This is a genomic window from Leptolyngbya sp. BC1307, from assembly GCF_002286735.1.
Taxonomy (GTDB): domain Bacteria; phylum Cyanobacteriota; class Cyanobacteriia; order Phormidesmidales; family Phormidesmidaceae; genus Phormidesmis.
In genome coordinates this window covers 1-23,667 of sequence record NZ_NRTA01000024.1, presented here as the reverse complement: position 1 = coordinate 23,667, position 23,667 = coordinate 1, and the positions used below count along the sequence as shown (strand labels likewise).

Annotated in this window: 21 protein-coding genes, 1 tRNA gene and 1 pseudogene; 9 read left to right on the top strand and 14 right to left on the bottom strand. The window is 53.4% G+C overall.

From position 1 onward, the window contains the following. The first annotated feature begins 131 nt into the window (after positions 1 to 131). Positions 132 to 416 carry an MSMEG_0570 family nitrogen starvation response protein gene (locus CKL79_RS13730; RefSeq protein ID WP_121970146.1) on the top strand — a complete coding sequence of 95 codons (285 nt, stop codon included), beginning with the start codon at positions 132 to 134 and terminating at the stop codon, positions 414 to 416. A 26-nt stretch (positions 417 to 442) separates the two neighbouring features. On the opposite strand, the gene CKL79_RS13725 is transcribed toward CKL79_RS13730, so the two are convergent. The 4 genes from CKL79_RS13725 to CKL79_RS13710 form a co-directional block, all read right to left on the bottom strand. Continuing rightward, complete coding sequence (locus CKL79_RS13725) at positions 443 to 898, bottom strand: SRPBCC family protein (protein ID WP_121970145.1); 456 nt, start codon at positions 896 to 898, stop codon at positions 443 to 445. A 24-nt stretch (positions 899 to 922) separates the two neighbouring features. After that, positions 923 to 1,645, bottom strand: a complete 723-nt coding sequence (locus CKL79_RS13720; RefSeq protein ID WP_121970144.1) for a transaldolase family protein — start codon at positions 1,643 to 1,645, stop codon at positions 923 to 925. Between the two features lie 164 nt (positions 1,646 to 1,809). Further along, on the bottom strand, positions 1,810 to 3,399 hold the full coding sequence (locus tag CKL79_RS13715) for a matrixin family metalloprotease (RefSeq protein WP_121970143.1): 1,590 nt from the start codon (positions 3,397 to 3,399) through the stop codon (positions 1,810 to 1,812). 435 nt (positions 3,400 to 3,834) lie between these two features. Continuing rightward, on the bottom strand, positions 3,835 to 5,286 hold the full coding sequence (locus CKL79_RS13710; protein ID WP_121970142.1) for a TldD/PmbA family protein: 1,452 nt from the start codon (positions 5,284 to 5,286) through the stop codon (positions 3,835 to 3,837). Between the two features lie 181 nt (positions 5,287 to 5,467). Here CKL79_RS13710 and CKL79_RS13705 point away from each other — a divergent pair, with 181 nt between their 5' ends. Then, positions 5,468 to 6,025, top strand: coding sequence for a DUF3611 family protein (locus CKL79_RS13705; RefSeq protein ID WP_121970141.1), 558 nt, complete (start codon positions 5,468 to 5,470; stop codon positions 6,023 to 6,025). A 24-nt stretch (positions 6,026 to 6,049) separates the two neighbouring features. Here the strand turns inward: CKL79_RS13705 and CKL79_RS13700 are convergent, their stop codons facing one another. Then, positions 6,050 to 6,667, bottom strand: coding sequence for a DUF924 family protein (locus tag CKL79_RS13700; RefSeq protein WP_121970140.1), 618 nt, complete (start codon positions 6,665 to 6,667; stop codon positions 6,050 to 6,052). An 85-nt stretch (positions 6,668 to 6,752) separates the two neighbouring features. Here CKL79_RS13700 and CKL79_RS13695 point away from each other — a divergent pair, with 85 nt between their 5' ends. The 4 genes from CKL79_RS13695 (at position 6,753) to CKL79_RS13680 (ending at position 10,324) form a co-directional block, all read left to right on the top strand. Beyond that, positions 6,753 to 7,043: a hypothetical protein gene (locus CKL79_RS13695; protein ID WP_121970139.1), complete on the top strand. Its 291-nt coding sequence runs from the start codon at positions 6,753 to 6,755 to the stop codon at positions 7,041 to 7,043. 336 nt (positions 7,044 to 7,379) lie between these two features. Further along, on the top strand, positions 7,380 to 8,459 hold the full coding sequence (gmd, locus tag CKL79_RS13690; protein ID WP_121970138.1) for a GDP-mannose 4,6-dehydratase: 1,080 nt from the start codon (positions 7,380 to 7,382) through the stop codon (positions 8,457 to 8,459). A gap of 210 nt (positions 8,460 to 8,669) precedes the next feature. Next, a complete protein-coding gene (locus CKL79_RS13685; protein WP_121970137.1) occupies positions 8,670 to 9,617 on the top strand; it encodes a GDP-L-fucose synthase in 948 nt (315 codons plus the stop codon). A 137-nt stretch (positions 9,618 to 9,754) separates the two neighbouring features. Further along, positions 9,755 to 10,324 (top strand): DUF2996 domain-containing protein, encoded by a 570-nt coding sequence (locus CKL79_RS13680; RefSeq protein ID WP_121970136.1) that lies wholly within the window; start codon positions 9,755 to 9,757, stop codon positions 10,322 to 10,324. Between the two features lie 128 nt (positions 10,325 to 10,452). Here the strand turns inward: CKL79_RS13680 and purH are convergent, their stop codons facing one another. After that, positions 10,453 to 12,018 (bottom strand): bifunctional phosphoribosylaminoimidazolecarboxamide formyltransferase/IMP cyclohydrolase, encoded by a 1,566-nt coding sequence (gene purH / locus CKL79_RS13675; protein WP_121970135.1) that lies wholly within the window; start codon positions 12,016 to 12,018, stop codon positions 10,453 to 10,455. Between the two features lie 115 nt (positions 12,019 to 12,133). On the opposite strand from purH, the gene CKL79_RS13670 reads away from it, so the two are divergent. From CKL79_RS13670 to coaBC, 3 genes are all read left to right on the top strand, one after another. Next, positions 12,134 to 12,805, top strand: coding sequence for an esterase (locus CKL79_RS13670; protein WP_240518857.1), 672 nt, complete (start codon positions 12,134 to 12,136; stop codon positions 12,803 to 12,805). Positions 12,806 to 13,036: 231 nt separating this feature from the next. Further along, the gene (locus tag CKL79_RS24205) at positions 13,037 to 13,306 is read left to right on the top strand and encodes a DUF2555 domain-containing protein (RefSeq protein ID WP_276300269.1); all 270 of its coding nucleotides are present in this window, start codon (positions 13,037 to 13,039) and stop codon (positions 13,304 to 13,306) included. Positions 13,307 to 13,319: 13 nt separating this feature from the next. After that, on the top strand, positions 13,320 to 14,570 hold the full coding sequence (coaBC, locus tag CKL79_RS13660) for a bifunctional phosphopantothenoylcysteine decarboxylase/phosphopantothenate--cysteine ligase CoaBC (RefSeq protein WP_121970134.1): 1,251 nt from the start codon (positions 13,320 to 13,322) through the stop codon (positions 14,568 to 14,570). A gap of 28 nt (positions 14,571 to 14,598) precedes the next feature. Here coaBC and CKL79_RS13655 read toward each other — a convergent pair whose 3' ends face one another. The 8 genes and pseudogenes from CKL79_RS13655 to CKL79_RS13620 all read right to left on the bottom strand — a co-directional run. Next, positions 14,599 to 15,336, bottom strand: coding sequence for a Tic22 family protein (locus tag CKL79_RS13655; protein ID WP_121970133.1), 738 nt, complete (start codon positions 15,334 to 15,336; stop codon positions 14,599 to 14,601). Between the two features lie 191 nt (positions 15,337 to 15,527). Continuing rightward, a tRNA-Pro gene (locus tag CKL79_RS13650) sits at positions 15,528 to 15,601 on the bottom strand. A 300-nt stretch (positions 15,602 to 15,901) separates the two neighbouring features. Then, positions 15,902 to 18,073 carry a GAF domain-containing protein gene (locus CKL79_RS13645; protein ID WP_240518856.1) on the bottom strand — a complete coding sequence of 724 codons (2,172 nt, stop codon included), beginning with the start codon at positions 18,071 to 18,073 and terminating at the stop codon, positions 15,902 to 15,904. Positions 18,074 to 18,311: 238 nt separating this feature from the next. After that, a complete protein-coding gene (locus CKL79_RS13640) occupies positions 18,312 to 18,821 on the bottom strand; it encodes a cupredoxin domain-containing protein (protein ID WP_121970131.1) in 510 nt (169 codons plus the stop codon). A gap of 15 nt (positions 18,822 to 18,836) precedes the next feature. Further along, positions 18,837 to 21,104: a heavy metal translocating P-type ATPase gene (locus CKL79_RS13635; RefSeq protein WP_121970130.1), complete on the bottom strand. Its 2,268-nt coding sequence runs from the start codon at positions 21,102 to 21,104 to the stop codon at positions 18,837 to 18,839. Between the two features lie 44 nt (positions 21,105 to 21,148). Continuing rightward, entirely contained in the window at positions 21,149 to 21,343 is a 195-nt protein-coding gene (locus CKL79_RS13630) for a heavy-metal-associated domain-containing protein (protein ID WP_121970129.1), read from the bottom strand. A gap of 152 nt (positions 21,344 to 21,495) precedes the next feature. Next, positions 21,496 to 23,049, bottom strand: a complete 1,554-nt coding sequence (locus CKL79_RS13625) for a multicopper oxidase family protein (RefSeq protein ID WP_240518855.1) — start codon at positions 23,047 to 23,049, stop codon at positions 21,496 to 21,498. Between the two features lie 84 nt (positions 23,050 to 23,133). Further along, a pseudogene (locus CKL79_RS13620) lies at positions 23,134 to 23,400 on the bottom strand (arsenical resistance protein ArsH); the annotation flags it as partial. Between the last annotated feature and the right edge of the window lie 267 nt (positions 23,401 to 23,667).

Here is a 23,667-nt window from a genome sequence, read left to right as displayed (position 1 = left end):
CTTTGCCCGAACCCTGAAGTCTGCAAGACTTGACCCTGATTTTTAGCAGACAAATGTAGTTTGGCAGACAAAAGAGCGAGCAGCCGGTAGCTACTCTATTCGCATATCCTTTCTCTCTATTCCCATTATCTATGCCTGAAATTCATTTCAAAATTCAGTGGCCCGATGGCAAACAAGAGAGCTGTTATTCTCCTTCTTTGGTGGTCAAAGACTACTTTGATCCGGGTGAAGCCTATACCGTGACTGAGTTTTTGAACCGTTCTCGTGAATCGCTACAGATTGCCAGCGATCGCGTCCAGGCCAAATACGGATTTCCTTGTAGCCGCGCGCTAGGCCAGCTCAGACAGATTGAAGCAGCAGCTCAGCCCTATCTGACTCAGCCTGAGAGCAAAGTGACCGTCCTGGATTTTGTCTGAGCCCGCTTTCTGCTCAATGCCAGCAGTCAGAGTCTTTCGGCAATTTGCTTGAGCCGCTGCAGTTGAGTCTCCATATCTTGTTTGGTCCAGTCAGCGGCAAACTGCTTAAAGCCAAAGCTGACTAGGGGATTAGGAATGGTGAATTCAAAGCGATTGAGCAGGCGAGTGCCCCTAATATTGTTCTGATTTTCGGGCTGGCATTCCCAGCGATCGCGTCCCCGAAAAAACCCATCAAACGCCCAGACAATCAGCCCCGGCGCGCGTTCTATCACTGTGCTAGGTAAGGCCGGAGCCAGCAGCGGCACCTTCAGCTTAAACTTAAATTCGCTGCCCAGCGTCGTCTGCCATTGACCGACCGGCTCGCATACCAGGGCCGGGTTGAGCCACTGGTGCATTAGCTTTTGCTCGGTAAAGCAGCGCTCTACCTTAGTGGCGTTAGCTTTAATAAATACAGACTGCTCGTACAGGTTGGGCTGAGACATGGCAGTGCAGGAACGACATTAGGTTTAACGGCTGATGGCTTGGGCGGCTCGCTCAAAGTCGGCGGTAGCGGTGAGTGTAGCAGGTACCTCAAAAAGGGATTGGGCGATCGCCGCCGAAAAAGTAAACGTATCAACGCCCCGAGCCGCCAGGACAGCAATATCTTCTACCTGGCGAATGCTCGCAGTGAGGATGCGGGTCTGGCTGCGAACGCCATTGAGCGCCTGCTGCATGGTGGCAATTTCCTCACGGCCGTCGCGACCGCTGTCATTAATCCGACCCAGATAAGGCGCGACATAGCTCGCCCCAATCGCCGCCGCGATCAGAGCCTGATGGACTGCGTATGCCGCCGTCAGCGTCACCAAAATGCCCTCTTGAATTAGCGTTTTAGCCGCCGCTGTCCCCATGCGAGTTGCCGGTAGCTTAACGACAATGCGACTATCGGCACTGCCCAGCGCCTTGCCAACTCGTAGCAGCTCATCAACGGAGCCACCCCAGGCTTGCAGGTGGACTTCTTGAGCGCCCAAGTCAAACGCTTTTTTAGCTAAATCCTGTAGAATCTCTGGCTGACAATCAACTCTCGCCCGCTCAGTCAGCAGCGGATTGCAGGTCACCCCATGAAAAAGTCCTACTGGGAGCCAGGTCTGCCAGGCAGCCACATCGGCAGTGTCCAGATAAAGCCGTAAATGAGGCTGATCGGTAGACAGCAAGGGGCCATTCGTATCGTCGGGCGTGATTCGCGAAAGCATTGGGCGCAGTCTGGCGAGAGGGCATGGGGTATACGCTACCTAATAGTATGCGGCCAGCCGAAGAAAAAGCCATCTGAACAGGTTTTATACTGTCCTGATAGCTAGCGATAGATCAGGATTTGTCAGCGATCGCAGTTGGGCTACGCGGGTCTCATTAGGATCGCTTAAACGAAACTGGATACAGTCGGAAAGGGGCTAGCCGTCGGGTCGCTAGCACTCGGAGCTGGGGTAAAGTCGGGCGCTGGGCTCGGGTCATCGGGCAGCGGCTGAGTACTCATCCCCAAGCTGTCTACCTCGGCAAGAGCCAGGGGCGATGCCTTAGCGGTCACAGATATATTGTCAATAAAGCCGCCAATGCCATCAGCAGGGCCAATGGCACGAAAAGCCAGGGTACTCATAGCGCGATCGCCGCCCTTCACCTCATAGTCAAACCTGAGCCACTCGTCGAGACCACCCCCCGTCAAGACATCTACCTGCTGACCTTCCCAAAATACTTGGATATCTGCGGTATTTAGTAACTGTCCGCGACCTCTGTAGCTCCCAGAAAGGCGATAGGTCTGGCCTGTGACGGTGTCTATATTTTGACCAATAGTGCTGTTCTGACCGTAGACATCAAGCGTTGCCCAGGCCACGCCCTCAGCCGCCGCGCCTAGTAGCTCAGTGCGCTTATCCACCTGTATCCCTAAGCCAGAGATAACAGACCAGCCCTTAATCGGCTTATACACACCAGATTCACCCGGACCAATTGGGACTTCTTCAAAGCTACCGTTCACCACCAGGTTAGGCGCAAGCAGCGGCATCGCCAACGTCTTTACCGATCCGAGGCCAGCCCCGTAGAGGCTGCGAATACCGTTGATATCATCTGCTAGCAAAAACGGCCGATCTACGCCAGCAAAGCGGTTGGCCAAAACCGAGTTCATAATCGCCTCGGTGCCGTCTTCGTGTGCTAGGCCCAGCGAGTGCCCCAGCTCATGCACAGCCGTCTCTAAAAACAGCGGCTCAGTCCAGCTTTCACCGATGTCAAAAGTAATGTCGCCAATGCTAGGAAAGTAAGCGAAAGCCAGCGTACTGCCCGGCCCATCAATGTTAGCGCTTTGCGCCCAAATATCTACCGCATCACCCGAGCCCGGATTCTCGATTTCAAAAAAATCTAGCGGCGCATAGTCTGCCCAAGTCTGCAGTGCCGAGGCAAACAAAGTTTTGGCCCGGCCCGTCTCCAGTCCGGTGATGGCGAAGCTGTCAGCAAAGGCAAACGTGACGGCAGTGCTCGTCTTGCCATTGGCTTTGGTGTTGAGCTGAGTCCATTTGAGCTGGTTAGGACTCTGAGGGTTGCCGTTGCTCACAAGCTGACCAGTAGCAGTCACCGTTGTAAACGCGGCGGCATCCCCAGGAGTGACGAAAGGCACAGCAGCTAAAAGCTGACGGATTAGCCCTACTCCGTTCAAAGTGTCATTCAGGCCCAGATTAGCGCCCAAACTAGCGGCTTTCTGCTGAAAATCACTCAGCGTCGGGTTAGCTGATGCTTGGGGAGCCGTTAACAAGTCTGTTAAAGAATTGACTAACTCAGCGCGAGGATCACTCTCATCGCCGCCGCTCTGAGAACTGACGTATGCGGCGATGCCAGAAAAAACTTCCGCAATCATGTCCTGATTGAGGTCAGGCAAAATTTCTAAAAGAGCAGTACGGAAATCGCTCTCCAGCGACTCTAAGAATGAACGGCTGAAACCGTTCGCTGTATTAGCAGGCAAAGACATTACTTTATCGAAGAAGCTTCAGGCGAAGGTGACCAAATGAGGGGTGTAGCAACCCAGCCTGTAAAAATTCATCAGCGAAGAATCACCTTATAAAAAAGGCATTAATCACTAGAAAAATGATGGTTGCTACCGACAACTGCAAAGGTACAGATGCTCACGCAAGCTATAAGCCTAGAGTGCTCCCAGCTGGCTGATAGGGGCAGTCGTGAACGATGGGAGCATTAGGAACGCTCAACCAATACCTTTAAACAATTATGGTAGATGCTTCTTAGATAGCCGCATTATAGTGTGAAGCTGGGGTCAAATGCTCACAGATTCTGATGAAGATTGTGTAGCGAATTTTACAGTTTGGGCACTTTTAGAGGCGCTTAGCCGGGGCGGAGGCAGCGTCCAATCTGCGATGTGGTCCCAGATGTAGTCCTAGATATGGCCCAGCTAGTCAGCGTCGCCGCCAATGACAACGTTTTTAATGCGCAGACTTGGCCCGCCGCAGCCAACCGCCAACCCGCTCTGACCGCCTTTACCGCAGCCACCCGATTCATCCCAGTAAAAGTCATCGCCAATTGCTTCTATATTGGCCAGCGTGCTAAATACGTTGCCCGATAGCGTGACATCCTGCACCGGCTCAGCAATTTCGCCCTGGCGAATCATCCAGGCTTCTCCGGCAGTAAAGGTAAACAGCTCACCGTTGGTTTCACCGCCTACCCAGTTACGGGCGTAAATGCCGGTCTCGATGTTGGTAAACAGGTCGGCGACGGGCGTGCTGCCACGCTCAATCCAGGTATTGGTCATGCGAACCAGGGGAGAATGGTGATAGTTCAGGCAGCGGGCGTTGCCAGTGGGCGCTTCGTCTAAGCCGCCAGCCGTTTCGCGGGAGTGCAGTCGGCCTGTGAGTACCCCATCAGTCATCAGCTGCGTAGTGGTAGCGGGCGTGCCTTCATCGTCGTAAAAGTAGCTGCCGCGATGACCAGTAGGCGCTGCGCCGTCAAAGATCTGTAGGTTTTCAGGGCCAAACCGTCGCCCCAGTGTCATGGTCTCTAGCAGCTCAGGATTTTCGTAAATCATGTCGGCTTCAGAGAGATGACCAAAGGCTTCGTGGACAAACAGCCCGCTGAGGATAGGGTCAATCACCACGGTATAGATGCCGCCTTTGGCTGGAGGCAGGGTGAGGGCGGTGACGCTGCGATCGCCTGCCGCTTTCACTTTCGCTTCGAGCCCCAGCACATCTTCATAGGCCCGCCGCGATCCGACTGTTTCTCTGCCGGTTTGCACTTGTTCGCCCCGCCGCGCTGTCGCTACAAAGCGCATTTCAATATCTGCCCAGCCCTGCTCAATCAGCGTGCCTTCAGAAGTCGCTAGCAAGATCTGCTGATAGCTGTCTTCGTAGCGGACGGCGGTGGAGGCAATGTCGGCATGGGCGCTGCGCAAAACCTCGGTGTAGTGATGGCACAGCGCTTTTTTATCAGCCAGGGAGACCTGCCGGGGGTCAGTACCGCTCAGGGGCAACACGCAGCGGGTTTGAACAATGTCAATCGGGGCGAGTTGGGTGGTGTCATCGCCAATCAGTCGGGCGGCGGCGATCGCATCTTCTAGCCTCAACCCCAGATCGGCTAGCCGATTGAAACTGGCAAAGCCCCAGCCGCCTCTGTAGCAGGCTCGCACTTGACCACCGATGGAAATGTCTTCGCTGAGGGCTTCGGGGCGATCGCCGCGCAGTCGAATTTCGCAGCCCTGCGATCGCTCCAGCCGAATCGCCAGATAATCTACCCGGTGGCGATGCCGACCGATCAGATCGCTGACCTGATCTTTATAGCTATCCAGGGTAAATTCAGTCCGCTGGCGACTGCCCCCAATTTGTGACCCAAATGAAGCGTCAGATGTCTGCATGTCAGTCCTATGCCTGCATTCTTTAGTGGTGTTATTGTGCCGTGAAATGTTGCGCGATTGTTGGGGGATGCCTAACGGCAGGCGTCTCGTATTACCATAGAGCTAGGCCCATAGAGCTAGACCCATAGAGCTAAGCGATTTTTCCGACCCGCCACCCCCATTACACTAAAAAAATGACGCTATGACAGGTGAACTTGGTTACTCCTTGCCTCCGGCCATTCGCCGCATTGCTACCAACTTTCGGCTAGCGGGCTGGATTGGGCTGTGGGCTCAGGCCGTAATTGGCGTCGTAGCGAGCGGGCTGTTTGTCATCTACTCGCTAGAGCCGGAGACCGGGCCAGGGGAGGCCAGTGCTGGCATCTTTACCTCCATCGGCATTGTGACTGCCTTCGTCAGCGCGTTCTGGGGTTTTCGCTACACCCGTTTGGCCCGCAAACTGCGCAACCCCAACCCCGACCTGCGGCCCAAGCCTAAAGATGCCGCTAGAGCTATCCGCATTGGCCTGATTATCAGCTTAGTGGGCATGTTGGTCACTATCTTAGGCACTCAGTCCATCGTTGGGCCGCTGCTGCTGCGCGGGCTCAGGCAAGGGCCGGTAGTGATTGGGGCCACGCGAGATTCCTCAGCCTTTATCAACGCCGCTGATATTGCTGTGGTGTGCTCGGCAACCAATACTATTTTTGCTCACTACATTGGGCTGTGCTGCTCGCTATGGCTGCAATATGTGGTCAACCGCTAGTAGAATTCTTGACCAGGGATGCCGCTAAAAGCGCGATCCGGGCTGCTGAAGGAAGGTGATTTCTGCAGGCGTACTCTGGCGTCCTAAAATTTCGTTGCGATGGGGAAAGCGACCAAAGCGCTCAATCACCTCCCGGTGGCGAATGGCATAGTCGAGCCCGCCCTTTAGCCCGTCATCGAGTTCGGGTGTCGTTTCAATAAAATCCTTCATCAGTTCAACGCAGCGATCTTGATGGGCCATCACCTCGCTGTGCTCAAACGGCACATAGATAAAGAAACGATAGACAGGCATCAGCGCTTTGTCTGCGCCTGTCTCGACGAGCTGCTGGGCCACCGCTAGGGCTTGAGCATCGGTCGCAAAGCTGCGCGGGCTGCCCCGGAATAGATTGCGCGGAAACTGGTCGAGTAAAAGGAGGAGCGCGAGAGCGTGGCGCGGTGAGTCTTGCCAACTGGCATAGTCTCCGGCAGCGGCTTTTTCGTAGTCAGCTAAAAAATGCTGCCGAATTTGAGCGTCAAAATCGTCACGCTTACTAAACCAGGCTTGACGATAGCTACCATAGTTAGGGGCAGAGGGTTCGCCAAACCAAAAGGTCAGAATGGTGTCTGCCCGGCTCTGCTGAAGAGAGGAGGGTTGTGAGGGCATAGTTTTAAACCAGTGGCACGGCAGTAACAGCGACTTGAGTGCGGTTCCTCCTAATATTACTGAAACGTCTTTACATTCAGTTTTTATGTCTTTTCTACCGATTGTGCTGGCGATCGCCAGCATCCTAGCCGTATTTAGCTGGCTCACCGGTCGCCGATTGCCCATTCAAGGCCGCCGCCCGAGCCGTAGCCGCAGCATTCAGCGCGACCGGGGCGTATCGCGGTCTACCCGTAAACAGCTCATGAGATTAGTGGGGGGCAATGCTGCCGTGGCTCAGCGGCTAGTAAAAGACGTGCAGGTACACAATCCGGGCCGCACAGAGCAGTGGTGCTGGGAGAAAGCTATTTATGATATTGAGCGCGATCGCAGGGTCTAGCAGCGCGGCTTTTCCCTTAATGCTCTAGCGATTTTACCTGAACACTCCATAGACATTTTGCACACACATCACAGACTCTTGATGTGCCTGACCGGATTATCCGCCTAAGGTTATGTACTCTTGAATGAAGCGCGGCGTACAAACATACCGTTAGCTTTCTTCTACCGTTTCTACACAAAGCTTTATCTAGCTCATCTGAGTAGCTAGACCCAAAGATAGCTATCGGAGGTTTTTCGGCCAGTTGCTGTTTTTGGGCACCCTATACTAAAGCTTGCTGAGTAGCCCTACTGCCAGAGCTACATCTACACACTACACACTTCAAGGACGCTGAGAATAATGACGCAACCGAAGCGGGCACTTATCACCGGAATCACAGGGCAAGATGGTTCATATCTAGCGGAGCTATTGCTCGACAAAGGCTACGAAGTTCATGGCGTCATCCGCCGAACTTCTACCTTCAATACTGACCGCATTGATCACATCTATGTAGACCCTCACAAAGAAGGTGCCAAGCTTTTTCTGCACTACGGCGACCTCAACGACGGCACTATGCTGCGCCGCATTCTAGAGCAGGTAAAACCCGCCGAAGTCTATAACCTGGGCGCTCAGTCACATGTGCGGGTCAGCTTTGATTCACCAGAGTACACCGTAGATACGGTCGCTATGGGCGCACTACGTCTGCTAGAAGCCATTCGTGACTATCAGCAGCGCACGGGTGACGAAGTTCGCTTTTATCAGGCAGGCTCATCAGAGATGTTTGGTAAAGTGCAGCACGTCCCTCAGTCAGAAGAGACGCCTTTTTATCCGCGCAGCCCCTACTCCTGCGCCAAGGTGTACGCGCACTGGCAAACGATTAACTACCGTGAGTCTTACGACATGTTTGCCACCAACGGCATTTTGTTTAACCACGAATCACCGCGTCGGGGCGAAACCTTTGTCACGCGGAAGATCACGCGGGCGATCGCTCGCATCGTCGCCGGTCAGCAAAAGCAGCTTTACTTGGGCAACCTCGATTCTAAGCGCGACTGGGGCTACGCCAAAGACTATGTCAAAGCAATGTGGCTGATGCTGCAGCAGGAGAAGCCCGACGATTTTGTCGTAGCGACCGGTGAAACTCACTCTATCCGCGAATTTTTGGAAGTGGCTTTCAACTATGCCAACCTCAACTGGCAAGACTATGTCGCTTTTGATGAGCGCTATCTGCGCCCGGCAGAAGTAGACCTGCTGATTGGCGACCCGACCAAAGCAAAGAAGGTTCTGGGCTGGGAACCTGAAATCACATTTGAAGGCTTAGTGAAGTTAATGGTCGATTCTGATCTAGAAGCGATCGGGCAAAAGGCAATCAGCGCCTCCGAGTCCGGTAGCAATCTAGATATGGCGACCATCCGCCGCGAAATGATCGGTTCGATGTCCTAAGCGCCCTATATTTGAGCGTTCTGTATCTGAATATCAAGAGCATGTGAAATGTAGACTGCGAGCCAACGTCTTGCGGATGGTGTTGGCTCACATTTGTATGCGTAGAGAACTAATAAATTTCAGCTCTCAGGTTTGAATGAGTGCGAATGATAGGGGTATCTATTTCGTAAAGATGTCTATAAGTGCGTATTCAAAGCAAGATGAAAGACTATGGAATTAGCGAATAAGAAAATTCTGGTAACCGGCGGCGCGGGTTTCTTAGGTAAGCAGGTAGTAGCGCAGCTCCAAAAGGCAGGTGCTGATCCTGACAATATTTTTGTGCCGCGATCGCGCCAATACGACCTCACCCAGATGGAAGCCTGCCAGAGAGCTGTGCAAGGTCAAGACGTGATCGTCCATTTGGCAGCTCACGTCGGCGGCATTGGCCTCAACCGAGAAAAGCCCGCTGAGCTGTTTTACGACAATCTGATGATGGGCACCCAGCTGATTCACGCAGCTTATCAGGCCGGAGCCGAAAAATTTGTCTGCGTCGGCACCATCTGCGCCTACCCTAAGTTCACCCCCGTCCCCTTTAAAGAAGACGACCTCTGGGCGGGCTATCCCGAAGAGACCAATGCTCCCTATGGCATTGCCAAAAAAGCGCTGCTGGTACAGCTAGAAGCCTATCGTCAGCAGTACGGATTTGACGGCATCTACCTGCTACCGGTTAACCTGTACGGCCCCGAAGACAACTTTGACCCGCGCAGCTCGCATGTGATTCCGGCTTTGATTCACAAAGTGCATGAAGCGCAGACCAATGGCGACAAAACTCTGCCGGTATGGGGCGACGGTAGCCCAACTCGCGAATTTCTCTACTCCACCGATGCGGCTCAAGGCATCGTCATGGCCACTCAACACTATTCGGATGCCGCCCCGGTCAATCTGGGTACGGGTTCTGAAATTTCTATTCGCGACCTGGTCGAGCTGATCTGTGAGCTGATGGGCTTTGAAGGTGAGCTGATCTGGCAGACTGACAAGCCCAATGGCCAGCCCCGGCGCTGTCTGGATACGGAGCGTGCTAAACAGGCGTTTGGTTTTGAAGCGCAAACTGATTTCCGTCAGGGACTGAAAAGTACGATTGAGTGGTACCGAAAAAACGCAGTCTTGCAGCCCGCGTAGGTCAGCCATAGGTTAAATGGAAAATTAAACCGCATAGCTTCTATAATTAGGGCGCGGCAGACCTGTAGCCAGTATCAACGCTATAGATTTGCTGCGCTTGCAGCTTGCTCAGGCGTTTAGAGGACATTTAGCTAGATATGGCAGAAGAAAACCCGTCAAACAAGAACGCTCAGGAAACCGATCAGGCAGCGAAGTCCGAAGCTAAGTCAGAAGGGGCAAAAGCCGACGCTAAGGCCGATAAAGGGTCTGATAATAAGGCCGCGAAATCTGCCGACAAATCCGGCGAAAAACCCGCTGCTAAGGCCAAAAAAGAAAAGCCGCCCAAGCTAGAAGACAAGCCCTTTGACGAGTTTATGGAGCAGCACTACCTGCCCAGTCTCAAGGAAGCTTTGGCGAAAGAAGGTATTGACGATCTCAGCTTAGAATTTGCCAAGCGCAAGCTAGTGGCCGTTGGGCAGACCGACAGCGACCCCTACTGGCAGGTGCAGGGCGAGTGGCAAGAACCAGAAGAAGGCCAGCGCCAGTTTAATATCGCTTTCATTGACGAGGATATCAGCGGCCAAAAGGTTTTTACACTAGCCTCTAATGGCGCAGTGCCCAGCACGATTGAGCAGTTTATGGGCGACGAGCGCCGAATTACCTTAGATCTGATGGTGCTGTACACCTTGCAGCGGCTAAATGGGCAAAAGTGGCTGACCCGCAATTGACCTATAGTTGGCGAGCTATAGCGTTGGTCACTTGGCTTGAATACAGCAACGCAGGCAAAACCTTTGCATAACAACAGGCCAAGTGACTCGCGTTGCCCGAATGCATCCGGGTAACGCTATAGATGGGCTCAGTGCAAAAAGTGACGAGTGCCGGTAAAGGCCATCATTAGCCCGAGTTCATCAGCGGCGGCAATCGAGTCTTGGTCGCGAATACTGCCGCCTGGCTGCACGATAGCTTTAACGCCAGCAGCAGCGGCAGTGCGAACCGAATCGTCAAATGGGAAGAACCCATCGCTAGCCAAGGTTGCGCCCTGGGCTTGCTCGCCTGCTTGCTCCAAGGCAATTTTCACAGCACCCACTCGGTTCATCTGACCTGCGCCAACGCCTAGCGTAGTTCTATTGCCCGTTAGTAAGATCGCGTTAGATTTCACATGCTTCACCACTCGCCAAGCGAATAGCATTTCAGCGAGTTCGGCTTCATTAGGTTTTAGCTGGGTGACAAATGTCCACTGGCTGGGGTCGGGGCGCAAATCGTCTGTCGCTTGGCTGAGGAATCCACCGGCGATCGCCCGCACACTCTGACTCGGCCCTGCCACCAGATCGGGCAGTACCAGCACCCGCAAATTTTTCTTTTGACTGAGAATTTCTTTGGCTGCCGGGTCACAGCCAGGAGCCACGACACACTCCAGGAAAGTGCCAGTCAGCGCGTCAGCCGTTGCTTCGTCAATTGGCTGGTTAAGCGCCACAATGCCGCCAAAAGCAGAGGTCGAGTCAGCATTGAACGCTTGCTGATAGGCGGTAGAGAGCGCATCGCTGAGGGACACACCGCAGGGATTAGTATGCTTGAGGACAGCGGCGGCAGGCTGCTCTGAGCTAGGAAATTCGGCCATGATCCGGCGGGCTGCTTCTAAATCGATCAGATTGTTATAGCTGAGTGCTTTGCCCTGGAGCTGCTGAGCGGCTGCCCAACCGCTGGCAACTGCACCATGCTGATACCAGCCTGCGGCCTGATGCGGGTTTTCGCCATAGCGCAAAGTTTGCTTGAGCTGCCCGCTGATGGCGTAGTGGGCCGGGAGTGCTGCTACATCGGGCTGGTTGGCGAGCGTTTGTACCTGGGTCAGATATTGGGCGATCGCGCAGTCATAGTTAGCCGTATGCCAAAATGCCTGCTGCGCGCACGACGCTCGAAACGCCAGCGGCGGGTTGCCCTGGTTAGCCTTGGCGACGACCAGGTAATCCTCATACTGATTGGGATTACACAGCACAGTCAGATAAGCGTAGTTCTTGGCAGCGGCGCGAATCATGGTCGGGCCACCGATGTCTATATTTTCTACCGCGCCCGCTAAGCTCACGTCAGGTTTGGCAATGGTCTGCTCAAACGGGTATAGATTGACCACGACCAGATCGAAGGGGCGAATGTCATTGTCTGCTAGGTCTTGCGCATCGTCTGTCTGGTCGGGCCTGGCTAAAATGCCGCCGTGGACTTTGGGATGCAGCGTTTTTACCCGCCCGCCTAGAATTTCAGGTGATCCCGTGTAGTCAGAGACCTTAGTAACGGCGATCCCAGCGGCGCTGATGGCTTTGGCCGTGCCGCCTGAGCTGACAATTTCAAAGTTGAGGTCTTGGGTCAGCGATCGCGCCAGCTCAACTAGACCAGTCTTATCTGAAACACTCAGCAGGGCAAGGCGGGACATGGGCAGACAAGCAAGGAAAGGACAGGTTTAAAACATTACAGGCAATAGCCAAGATTAGGGAAGATCTATTCTCTTCTATGATGAACAAGTTGATTTTTTTGCAAGGAGGTCTCCTTTGGCTTTGCGTGCGATCGCTCTCACCCCCAAGGCTACGACAGCTGCTCACAGCGATTGTCTGCTGGTGCTGCTTCACGGCTGGGGAGCCAACGCTCAAGACGTTGCCGGACTAATCGAAGGTATCGGCATGGTCAGCGCCCCCATCGCAGCCCGCTTGCCCAACGCTCCCTTTGCCCATCCGATGGTGCCAGGAGGACTTGCCTGGTATAGCTTTCCGCCCAACTACAACTTTCAAATGCCGCACGACTTTTCGGCCCAGGCCGATCTGCAATCGAGCCGTCGGCAGCTCACAGCTTGGATGGAATCACTGCCCGAGAAAACCGGCATTCCGCTGGAGAAAACCATTATGGGCGGTTTTTCTCAGGGCGGTGCGATGACGCTCGATGTAGGGCCTCAGCTTCCCCTAGCCGCTATGATGATCTTGAGCAGCTACAGCCATGCGCCCATTGCCAAATGCATCACGCCGCGCCCCGTGCTGCTGCTACACGGCAGGCAAGATCCAGTCGTGCCCCTAGCCAAAGCCCACGACACCAAAGCGCAGCTAGAGCAGCAGGGACTAACTGTTACCTATCAAGAGTTTGACATGGGACACGAAGTCACTTTAGAAGCGCTCAAAATTGCCGGTCAGTTTTGCCTGAAAGTGAGTCAATCAGCCAGAATAGTAAGCTGAAACAGCTGTTTTTAAGGCTGAGGGTAGGCACAACCCAAGTATTGATTGAACTCTTTAACGTTTAGACAATGATTGGTAGCAGTTATTTCTATAGCGCCTACACTAAAAATAGCTAAGCTAGGCTAGTCTGTTGTAAGCACAAATCGACAGCGGTTTGTGAGTAAGCGAATAGTCTTAGCTCTCGGGTTCCACTCAAGTTTGAATCTGTCACTGCAAGATAGGGGATGGGCAATGCAGCAATCAGCAGAATATCGTCAGTCCAGGCCGAGTGCCGGATCGACCGCTAACCAAGCTTCAACACATATTTCCGCTCAGGAAATCGCCCAGATGACGCCAGATGACGTGGCTCAGCTGGCCCAGCGTCTGGAGCAGGACGAGTATAATACCGCTTTCGCAGGTTTGCAAGATTGGCACCGGCTAAGGGCGGTGGCCTTTCAACGTTCTGAGCTAGTCGAACCTTACATGCATCTGCTCGATTTAGAAGCGTACGACGAGTCTTAGTACCAGTCGCTGCATGCGTGTACTGATCGGCATAACCGGCGGGGTCGCGGCCTATAAGGTCTGTGAAGTGGTCTCGACCCTGGCAAAATCGGGGGTCGCGGTACGGGTGCTGATGACCGATCAGGCACAGCACTTTGTGTCAGCAGTGACGTTTGCAGCCCTATCGCGTCATCCGGTCTACACCGATGCCGACTTCTGGTCAGCGCGCTCAGATCATTCAGATCATTCGGTCTATAAACCGCTACACATTGCGCTGGGCGAATGGGCCGATGTGTTCATAATTGCACCGCTGACGGCCAACACGTTAGGTAAGCTGGCTCACGGCCTGGCGGATAATTTACTGACTAATACTGTGCTGGCCTCTGTCTGCCCCGTGCTGCTAGCCCCGGCGATGAATACTGATATGTGGCAGCAGGCTACCGTACAGCGCAACTGGCAGATGCTGCTACAGGATGCTCGCTACCATGCTGTCGGGCCGGGGGCAGGTCGGCTAGCGTGTGATCGCGTTGGCCCCGGTCGCCTGGCTGAACCAGTGACCGTCGTGGCTCATATCACTTCGCTGCTGCATACCAGCGGACGGCGAGATCTGGCAGGGAAGCATATTTTAATCAGCGCGGGCAGCACCCGAGAATATTTAGACCCCGTAAGATTTATCGGCAACCCGGCTACTGGGCGGATGGGGCTGGCCCTGGCAGCAGCGGCACAGCATCGAGGGGCGCAGGTGACCGTCGTTCACGGCCCGCTTGCTTTAGAACTAGAAGCGACTTTGCCGGTGGGCGGGCGGGCGATCGCCACCACCACCGCTGCCGAAATGGAACAAGCCATGCTCACCTGCCTGGCCGAGGCCGACTGGGTAATCATGGCCGCTGCCGTTGCTGACGTTCGCCCAGTCGATACGGCCCCGCACAAGCTCCCCAAAAAGGACCTGCCCAGCCAGCTACCATTGGACACCGTTCCCGATATCGTTGCTCAGCTCACAGCTCGCAGAGCGCCGGGCCAGTGCATTGTTGGCTTTGCCGCCCAGACCGGTGAAATTGTCGCGCCAGCGCTCGACAAACTCAAGCGTAAACAGCTAGATGCCATTGTCGCTAACCCAATTGATAAACCAGGCAGCGGCTTTGGCAGCTCGAATAATGAAGCCGTCATTTTGTCTGCTGACGGCAGGCAGCGGCAGGTAGTGCATGGCAGCAAGCTAGCTCTCGCTCACCAGCTGTATGATTTCTTGCTAGAAGATTTCTTACTGGTGAGCGAAAGACAGCCGTAATCAGCGCGATTTTGCCAGTCGCCGGTTATTAGTTACCTGGTCTCGGCGCGGCATTCTGCTGAATGTCGCTGATCGTCTCAGAGTCGGGCAGCAGGCGAATCTGATTGAGCGTTTCATCGTCGCTATTGCGCATTTCTATCAGCATCGCCTCTAATGGCAACACTCCTACGCTAATAGCCGCGCGAGCTTCAGGATTGCGCTCCCCTAGTTCATTCAGCAGCGCCTCTAAATCTGCGCGTGAGAAAAACATCGGGAAGATAGTCTCACCGTTATTCTGCTGTACCGGAGCGAGCGAACCATCTTCAAACCGGGCAAAAAACAGCGGCACACCGCCTCTGTAGCTGGTATTGACTTCAGCAGCCTGGCTAGCCTCAGCTTCCTCAGGCACGTAGACCAGCTGTAGCGGCTGCTCGCTGGACTGGGTCTCCTGGTAGAGCCGCTGGAGGCTGGTGACCCCTACTTGCGCATCGGGCGCGAATTCGGGATTAGATTCGTTAGCCCGTGCCAAAAAGGTTTCAGCGTCCTGCTCGGTCATAAAGACGTAGAGACTGGGCTGCTCAGGCTGACCTTCTTGAGAGCTGGAGATGAGAATCAGGCCACTGTCATTACCTAAGATAAAAACCGGCACGCTAGAGAGCTTCTCAGCTACCTGCTCTGGCGTGAGTGCAAAGGCAGGGCGTGCCGCCAGCCCCGTTCCTAAAAGAGTGGTGCCGATAATCCCTAAGGCCAGGGTTTGACTACAGACGCGGCGAATAAAAGGCTTCATAGATTCTCCCGATTCGGCAAAAATTGCTCATCTATCATGGGCGAGCTGTTCCACATCACTCAAGCCCGGGTGGACAATTAATAAACTGATCTGTTTGGTAAGATTTATCAATGATCAAGTAGAAATCGGCCTCGCGCTGAGCTTTAGCATTCAAAGCTTAAATGTTTGAGACTCAATCATTCTAGTAAAAATCGGGATGACAGGATTCGAACCTGCGACATCCTGCTCCCAAAGCAGGCGCGCTACCAAGCTGCGCTACATCCCGGCTATCTAGGATAACACTAAATGGCGATCGCTCTCAGCAATCTATAGCATCGTCGGTGCGACTGATCGCACCGACGTTATGGGCGGGAGCCTGCGTCGTTATGGATAACTTCATAGGTCCCATACGGAGCGATCGCAGGGGAGATGACCACAACCATTCAGCTATGCGTTGGTAGAGCCTCTCGTCCAGAGAATCGCGTTACTGAACTTCCTAATTGCACCGAAAGCGTAATCCTGGTTTGATCCACCCCATAAGTAGCAGCGTTTCGAATGTATAGAATAGTTGCGTCGTGAGCAGAACTCAATGCTTTGCCGCAAGGCTACTTTTTAGTTTGATGGGCAAACAGACAATAAACTCTGCGCCTTGCCCAGGCACGGCCTTTACACCAAGCGTACCAAAATGTTTTTCCGTGATGATATTCCTGGAAATAGACAAGCCTAAGCCGGTTCCCTTGCCAACCGGCTTAGTGGTGAAGAAATGGTCGAAGACTTGAGGGGCAATGGTCTCCTTCAAACCTATGCCGCTGTCTCGAATCCGAATTTCCACCTGTTCTTGCCCGGTTACCTGTGTACTGATCCAAATCTTATGCTTTTGGCAATCTGTGGATGTTTCGTTGGTTGGCGTCTCCGCTTTTATGGCTTCTTCAATAGCATCTAGAGCATTGCTCACGAGGTTCATAAACACCTGATTGAGTTGGGCTGGATAACATTCTACAGGTGGGATATCGTTATATTCCTTGATGATTTCCACGACACGCTGACCACCACAATCCTTTATTCTGCTACCAAGAATCAATAAGGTGCTGTCAATGCCTTCATGAATATCAACCGCTTTAAAGTCAGCTTCGTCTAGTCGCGAGAAATTACGAAGCGAGAGAACAATATCGCGGATGCGCTCGGCACCCATTTTCATCGAGGTCAACATTTTGGGTAAATCTTCTAGGATAAAATCGAAGTCAAGCTCCTCTATTTTCTCCTTGTATGTGTTGCTATCTTTAGTCGATTCAGCAGCCTGTTTCTGATGGAAGTCGATGAGTGCCAGTAGAGCCTTAACATATTGATCTATATGGCGTATGTTGCCATGAATAAAGTTGACAGGGTTGTTGATTTCGTGGGCGACGCCCGCAACGAGCTGGCCCAAGCTGGCCATTTTCTCGTTCTGAATTTGCTGCATTTGGGACTGCTTCAAGTCTTTAAGAGTCTGCGCTAGCTCTATAGACTGCGCTTGTATTTTTCGCACTGATTCGGCTTGTTGTAGGGCAATCCCGAGTTGTTCGCCGATCTGCACGAGTAAATTGATCTCATCTTCGCGCCAGTGGCGGGGGGCAGCGTTTTGAAAAGCGGCTAATAGACCCCAAAGACAATCGCCTCGAAAAATGGGGGTAATCAAATAAGCTCTCGCCTGAAATTCTTCTAGCAGAGCCAAATGGCAGTCGGTATGGCCATCTGCGTAAATATCGGTGACGGCAAAGGTTTCATTGTTGGCATAGCGCCCACCCTGGGTTTCCATCAGGTGCGTATCGGCAATCGTGGCAGAAACGCCGACGAGGGGCTTCCATTCATCGGCCACCGATTCGCTCACAAAGTCCCCACTCCAGTCTGAATTGAAGCGATAAATAGCAACGCGATCCGCCCCGAGTAAATGACGCACTTCTTCAGACGCCGTTTCGCAAATAGTCTCCCAGCCCAAGGCACGCCGTATCCGATTAGTAATCTTAAACAGGGCGGTTTCCTGTGCTTTTGCTCGATCTAGCTGAGCGACTTTGTCTTGTAGTTGCTCTACGTATTCTGCCTGCTGAAGGGCGATCGCAAAATGACCTGCTATTTTTTTGACAAACTCAATTTCTCCCAACTGCCAGCGTCGAGGATGAGCACACTGATGAATGCACAATAATCCCCATAGTTCATTGCCCTTGAGTACCGGGACAATCAAGTTGGCCCGAATTTTGAACTGTTCGAGTACCCGAATATGGCAATCGCTGAGACCGGCATCTCGGATATCGGCAACAGCCTGTACCCGACCTTGGGTGTAGTAGGTGGCAAACTGCGACCCAAAGCAGTGGTCATAAACTTTCTCAGCCATTGCCAAAGGAAAGCTGTCGATCACATCTTCTGCTACAAACTCGCCTTCATCCCATCCACTGCCTGGTGTAAATCGAAAGACGCCCACGCGGTCCGCATTCAGCAACTCTCGAATTTCTGTTGCCGTCGTTTTAAAGAGAGCGTCTAGCCGCATTGATGTCCTGATGCGGTCAATAATTCTAGTTAACGCCTCCTCCTGCTTAATTTGTAGGAAGATTTGATCAGTACATGAGGCTAGCTGGTACGCCGCTTGCTGAAGTGTATTAGAGGACTGATCAGCGTCTGGAAAGGTAGACATAATATAAGGGCCATCTTTCGAATTGTTATTACCCCGAGAATTCCCTCGGTTTATTAGGAAGTATCGGATGGCAACTACCTGCTGGGGTGACACAACGGCTGCAGTTAGTGCATACTTTGATGCGGCTAAATTCCGGAAAATTCACTATTCTCTCAAGGGATTAAGCGTTATAAATGCTGTCTTGGCTGCGCTGTAGCCATTGCGTCATCCCGGCAGTCGATTTTCTTATGTTTGCGGCCAGGAGAGATCATCCCCCTGATTGATCCGGTGACCACAAGCGTTAGGAGCCCTAATGCGGTTGCTCCTCTTTTGCTCAAAAGACAGGCCAGCCTTACTGCGCGATGAGGGTGCCGCGAAACATGTTCATGCCGCAGTGAAAGGTATAGTTGCCTGCTTTCTCGGGCAAAACTTCTACCGTCGCCTCCTGATTTAGCGGCAGGTCTATCGCTTTGTTGAAGTCGGGGAGAATGATTTGCTCCAAGCAGCTACTGGGGTCTTTGCGCAAGAAGTTTAGCTTCACTGGCTGACCGGCCTGCACCACAATCTGGTCGGGGGAGTAGCCGCCGTCTACGGTGATGTCTATTGACTGAACGCCGTCAGAGGCTTGTGCGCTCTGAGCTTTAGTTTTGCTGAAGAGAAACCACCACAGCTCTAACCCGATGAGTCCAAGGCCAACAGCCGTAACGCCGACCTTCAGACCAAGCGACTGGTTGATTCGGCGAAATTCACCGGTGTCGGACTGAGAAATCTGAGCCTGGGCGGTATGGGCACCTCCCAGTAACAGGCTGGTGCTGAGCAGACCGCTGAGCAGCCATTTGTTTTTTAAGGATGTGAGTTTCATGGGTTCGGGGGTGCTTTAGCGAACACCTTTGGGTTGAAAGTTTCTTAGACGAAGCGCGTTAGTAACCACTGAAACTGAGCTGAAGGCCATCGCGGCCCCGGCGATAATCGGGTTCAGCAGCCAGCCGAAGATGGGGTAGAGAATACCTGCCGCAATCGGAATGCCCGCTACGTTGTAAATGAAGGCAAAGAACAGATTCTGGCGAATGTTGGCAATGGTGGCTTTGCTGAGCTGAATGGCGGTGACGATGCCTTGCAGGTCGCCGGAGATCAGGGTGATGTCACTAGCTGCGATCGCTACATCCGTCCCCGTCCCAATCGAAATCCCGACATCGGCCTGAGCTAGGGCAGGCGCGTCGTTAATGCCGTCGCCGACCATCGCCACCTGCTTACCCTCGGACTGAAGCTGCTTGATCTGATCGGCTTTTTGGTCGGGGCGCACTTCTGCAAAGACGCGGCGGATGCCGACTTCCTGGGCGATCGCTTCCGCTGTCTGCTGGTTATCGCCAGTGAGCATCACCACTTCCAGGCCCATTTTTTGCAGGGCACTCACTGCCTGAGCGGAGGTTTTCTTCAGCGCGTCAGAAATTCCCATCAGCCCTTCCGCTTCGCCATCTACGGCAATCCAGGCGGTGGTTTTGGCGGCTGCTTCCCAAGCCTGTCGCTGGGACTGAAGTGAGCTAGTGTCAATACTTAAGCTTTGCATCCAGCGCTCGGTGCCGATTTGCACCAAATGGCCGTTGATGGTTCCTTGAACGCCTCTGCCGGTCACCGCGTCAAAGTCCTGCACGCCGGTCAGCTTTTTCTGCTCAATGCCCTGAGACCCGGCATAGTTGACAACCGCTTCAGCCAGGGGATGTTCAGAATTGCGCTCGACCGCTGCCGCCATTTGCAACAGCTTAATTTCGTTGCTGTTGGCGGTGCCTCGCACGGTCAGATAGTCTGTGACTGTTGGCTTGCCTTCAGTCAGCGTACCGGTTTTATCGACAACAACAGCCTGTAGCCTGTGGGCCCGCTCTAAGCTTTCGGCGTCTTTGATCAAAATACCGTTTTCAGCGCCTTTGCCGGTGCCGACCATAATCGAGGTGGGGGTAGCCAGGCCCAGGGCGCAAGGGCAGGCGATGATCAGCACGCCGACTGTAGTGAGGAGGGCTAATGTCGTATTGCCCATGATGTTGAACCAGAGGATGAAGGTGATGAGCGCGATCGCAATCACCACCGGTACAAACCACCCAGTCACCTGATCGGCAAGCTTTTGAATAGGCGCTTTCGAACCCTGAGCATCTTGCACAAGCTGCACAATTTGCGCGAGCACGGTATCTTTACCCACGCGCGACGCTTTGAACCGGAAGCTACCCGTCTTATTGATGGTTGCCCCGATCACTTCTGCGCCCTGCCCTTTTTTCACCGGCACAGGTTCGCCCGTCACCATCGACTCATCGACGGTAGAAGACCCTTCTACAACCTCACCGTCTACCGGGATCTTCTCACCCGGGCGAACGATGATCACATCGCCGACAACCACTTCTTCCAAGGGCAAGTCAATCTCTTCGCCCTGACGCACCACCCGCGCCGTATTCGCCTGCAACCCCATGAGCTGACGAATCGCGTCTGAAGTTTGTCCTCTAGCTCGATTCTCCAGATAGCGGCCTAATAGTAGCATCGCGATAATCACGACAGCGACTTCATAGTACACCTCCGGGGCAAGGCCCTGCGCGATCAAGAAGCCAGGAAACAGAGTCACGAAAATAGAATAGAGATAAGCCGCTCCCGTCCCTAGCGCGACTAGCGTATTCATATTTGCAGCGCGGTGGGTAAAGGCTTTCCAAGCGCCGACGTAAAAAGATTGCCCGCACCAGAACAGAACCGGCGTGGCTAGAACAAGCTGAAGCCACGGGTTGTGTAAAAACATTGGCCAGCCAGGAATATCGACGCCCAGCATCATCGGCAAAGTGCCCAGAATCAGAACTATGCCGACTACACCGCTGACGATGGTTTTGGTCAGCAGTGCTTTTTGCTGAGTCTTGCGTTCTTTCTGTTCCTGGGCATCTTCTTCACCGATGCTCAGGTCTTCTTTTTCGCTGGCTTCATAGCCTGCGTCGGCGACAGCGGTCTGAATCTTTTCTAAGTTGGTATTGTGCTCGTCGTATTCAACGCTGGCCTGTTCGGCGGCGAAGTTGACCTGCGCGCTGCTGACTCCCGGCACCTGTTGGATGGCTGTTTCGATGCTGTTGGCACAGGAGGCGCAGCTCATGCCTTTGAGCTTTAAGGTGGTCGTGGTCATGGTAGTTGCTCGTGGGGGCGGAGGGGGAGGGAGAGCAGAGGAGATTAAGAGACAGCGTAGCCTGTGCCTTTAATGGCTTCTCGGATGGCGGTTTCAGAAGATTCTGTTTCGACTACGACCTGCTTGGTCTTGGGGTCAGCTTCGACTTTGGCGGTTTGGTCGACTGATTTCACGGCGTTGGTGATGGTTTTGGCGCAGGAGCCGCAGGCCATGCTAGGGACGTTGAGTTGGAGTTTCATAAGCTTGATGACTGTTGAGTTTGCTGTGTCTGAATTTGCTCGGGCGGGCGGAGGCTTAGGACTGCCTAACCCGTTGTTGCTATCAGTATAAACTCTCTAGTTCGGTCGAGGGTAAAGGGGGGTAGAGAGATTTGGTTTAAGGCGGGTCGAGGCTATGCCTGTACGTCGATCACGCTCATCATGCCTAGCTCCTCATGGTCGAGAATGTGGCAGTGATAAACGCTTTTACCCGGAAAGTCCTTAAAATGAATGCGAATCCGCAGAGTTTCGCCGCCCCGGACTAAGACGGTGTCTTTCCAGGCAGGGTAGGGCTCGGGCTGACCGTTGCGGCTGATTACTTGAAAAGGAGCGGCGTGCAGATGAAAGGGGTGATCCATCATGTCGGCATCGACGTTAGCAATTTCCCATTCTTCTACCGTGTTGAGCGGTACCTGAATGTCTGTGCGGTCTTCGCTGTAGGTTTTGTCATTGAGGGTAAACGCCATGCCTCTCATAAATAACATTCGCATGGAGAGTTCTATGCGCCGCGTGTTTTGGGCCGCAGGCAGCGGCTCTATCGGGATGAGTTGAGCTGGGAGCACGGCTATTTCATTCTGCGGAGAATCGCTATAAGTAAAGGTGGCTAAGGGCAGGGTTTCTCCGCTCGTTGCCGGATCAGATGAGTTCATATCCATGCCGCCCATCGAATGGCCTTCGCCCATTTGCATGCCGCCCATTGAGTTGCCGCCCATCATGCCCATGCCGCCCCGGTCGTAGGGTAGGTTTAGTAGGCGGTATGAGCCTGGGGTGCGATTCTCCTGCGGAGAGGCTTCGCCATCGCCGCGAATCAAAACTTCTGCCCGCTCTCCAGGCACCAGCAATAGCTCTTTCACCTCCACTGGTGCCGATAGCGCTCCGCCATCGGTCGCGATCAGCTGCATCGAATGCTGCTCTACCTGCAATCGGTAAAACCGCGAGATGGAGGCGTTGAGCAGACGCAAGCGCAGCAGTCCGTTCGCTGGAATTGAGAGACTGGGGTTGACCTGTCCGCTGGCCGTCACGAGCGCCCCTTCCCGGCCCATCATCACCGCCATCCGGTCGGGCGAGGCGATATTGCCTTCATCGTCTAGCTGAAAATCTTTTAGGGCGAGAAATGCTTCTGAGGCGGCTTTTACCTCGGGAATTTCATCCAGGTCGCTGCGCACCACAAAAAAACCGCTGAGTCCGGCAAAGACCTGATTGGCGACAAAGCCATGACGGTGCGGGTGATACCAGAAAGTTCCCGCCGGATGGTCTTCAGGCAGGCTGAATTCGTAGGTGAAAGTTTCACCTGGCTGAACGCTCAAAAAGACGTTGTCGGCATTGCCGCTGTGCGAAATATTCAGCCCGTGATAGTGGATATTGGTCGGGTCTGGCAAGTTGTTGGTAAAGCGAATCCGAACGGTATCTCCTGGTCTGGCTTCTAGCCGTGGCCCTGGCACCTGCCCGTTGTAAGCCATGAGTGTGGCTGGTTTGCCGTTCAAGTTGATGGTTTTATAGCTCGCTTCCAAATCCAGGTCTAGTAGGCCATCGGTACTGGTATAGACGGCGGGCAGAGACTTTTGGCTAAAGGACTGAGCAACCTTTTGAGCTTCATTGGTCGAAGACGTAGATACGCGGCTGCACTGAGCTAGGAAAACCGAACCGGCACCTGCTGCGCTTATGGAGAGAAAATGTCTGCGTTTCATAAACTGCCCCATCGCAAGATTTCTACATCTACATTCTCTTTTGCGAATGTGAAATCAAAATGAAATCAGGGCTGCTTGCGTTCTTCAAAGGTTCAACGCTTGTTTGACGGTTTCCTGGATCTGTTTAGCCGTTTCTGCCTTGCGTTCGCTGTAGCGATCTGTTAGTTCGTCTACGTTTTCCCGTAGAAGTAAAGTGAAGCGATAAAGTTCTTCCATTACGTCAATGACGCGATGGCGAGGCCACTCCGAAGGAGTATCGCGATAAGCCGATTCTTTCATCGTGCCATCTTCATTAAATTCCTGATACGCTTTCGCTACCGATGACTGATTCGGAATCGTAAACATCTGAAGTGGACCCCAGAGACTGGACAACTTGAAAGGGCAGTTAAGCTCTGAAGGGTCTACGTAATCAATACGCTTTCAACGAGTATTACACATCCCCTCCTTTTCAGATCGACGTTCATAATAAATTTCATCAGGTGTCCGATAGTCTAGCGACTGATGCGGTCTTTGCCGGTTATACCAATGAAACCAAGTCGTCACCTCTCGTGATAGATGTCGTCCGTCTTCAAACGCTTTGAGATAGATCAACTCATACTTTAAGGATCTCCATAATCG

What these genes read in the sequence shown, in the direction of transcription:
- CKL79_RS13730 (WP_121970146.1), top strand. Translation starts at nt 132, where the DNA reads ATGCCTGAAATTCATTTCAAAATTCAGTGGCCCGATGGCAAACAAGAG.
- CKL79_RS13725 (WP_121970145.1), bottom strand. Translation starts at nt 898, where the DNA reads ATGTCTCAGCCCAACCTGTACGAGCAGTCTGTATTTATTAAAGCTAAC.
- CKL79_RS13720 (WP_121970144.1), bottom strand. Translation starts at nt 1,645, where the DNA reads ATGCTTTCGCGAATCACGCCCGACGATACGAATGGCCCCTTGCTGTCT.
- CKL79_RS13715 (WP_121970143.1), bottom strand. Translation starts at nt 3,399, where the DNA reads ATGTCTTTGCCTGCTAATACAGCGAACGGTTTCAGCCGTTCATTCTTA.
- CKL79_RS13710 (WP_121970142.1), bottom strand. Translation starts at nt 5,286, where the DNA reads ATGCAGACATCTGACGCTTCATTTGGGTCACAAATTGGGGGCAGTCGC.
- CKL79_RS13705 (WP_121970141.1), top strand. Translation starts at nt 5,468, where the DNA reads ATGACAGGTGAACTTGGTTACTCCTTGCCTCCGGCCATTCGCCGCATT.
- CKL79_RS13700 (WP_121970140.1), bottom strand. Translation starts at nt 6,667, where the DNA reads ATGCCCTCACAACCCTCCTCTCTTCAGCAGAGCCGGGCAGACACCATT.
- CKL79_RS13695 (WP_121970139.1), top strand. Translation starts at nt 6,753, where the DNA reads ATGTCTTTTCTACCGATTGTGCTGGCGATCGCCAGCATCCTAGCCGTA.
- gmd (WP_121970138.1), top strand. Translation starts at nt 7,380, where the DNA reads ATGACGCAACCGAAGCGGGCACTTATCACCGGAATCACAGGGCAAGAT.
- CKL79_RS13685 (WP_121970137.1), top strand. Translation starts at nt 8,670, where the DNA reads ATGGAATTAGCGAATAAGAAAATTCTGGTAACCGGCGGCGCGGGTTTC.
- CKL79_RS13680 (WP_121970136.1), top strand. Translation starts at nt 9,755, where the DNA reads ATGGCAGAAGAAAACCCGTCAAACAAGAACGCTCAGGAAACCGATCAG.
- purH (WP_121970135.1), bottom strand. Translation starts at nt 12,018, where the DNA reads ATGTCCCGCCTTGCCCTGCTGAGTGTTTCAGATAAGACTGGTCTAGTT.
- CKL79_RS24205 (WP_276300269.1), top strand. Translation starts at nt 13,037, where the DNA reads ATGCAGCAATCAGCAGAATATCGTCAGTCCAGGCCGAGTGCCGGATCG.
- coaBC (WP_121970134.1), top strand. Translation starts at nt 13,320, where the DNA reads ATGCGTGTACTGATCGGCATAACCGGCGGGGTCGCGGCCTATAAGGTC.
- CKL79_RS13655 (WP_121970133.1), bottom strand. Translation starts at nt 15,336, where the DNA reads ATGAAGCCTTTTATTCGCCGCGTCTGTAGTCAAACCCTGGCCTTAGGG.
- CKL79_RS13640 (WP_121970131.1), bottom strand. Translation starts at nt 18,821, where the DNA reads ATGAAACTCACATCCTTAAAAAACAAATGGCTGCTCAGCGGTCTGCTC.
- CKL79_RS13635 (WP_121970130.1), bottom strand. Translation starts at nt 21,104, where the DNA reads ATGACCACGACCACCTTAAAGCTCAAAGGCATGAGCTGCGCCTCCTGT.
- CKL79_RS13630 (WP_121970129.1), bottom strand. Translation starts at nt 21,343, where the DNA reads ATGAAACTCCAACTCAACGTCCCTAGCATGGCCTGCGGCTCCTGCGCC.
- CKL79_RS13625 (WP_240518855.1), bottom strand. Translation starts at nt 23,049, where the DNA reads ATGAAACGCAGACATTTTCTCTCCATAAGCGCAGCAGGTGCCGGTTCG.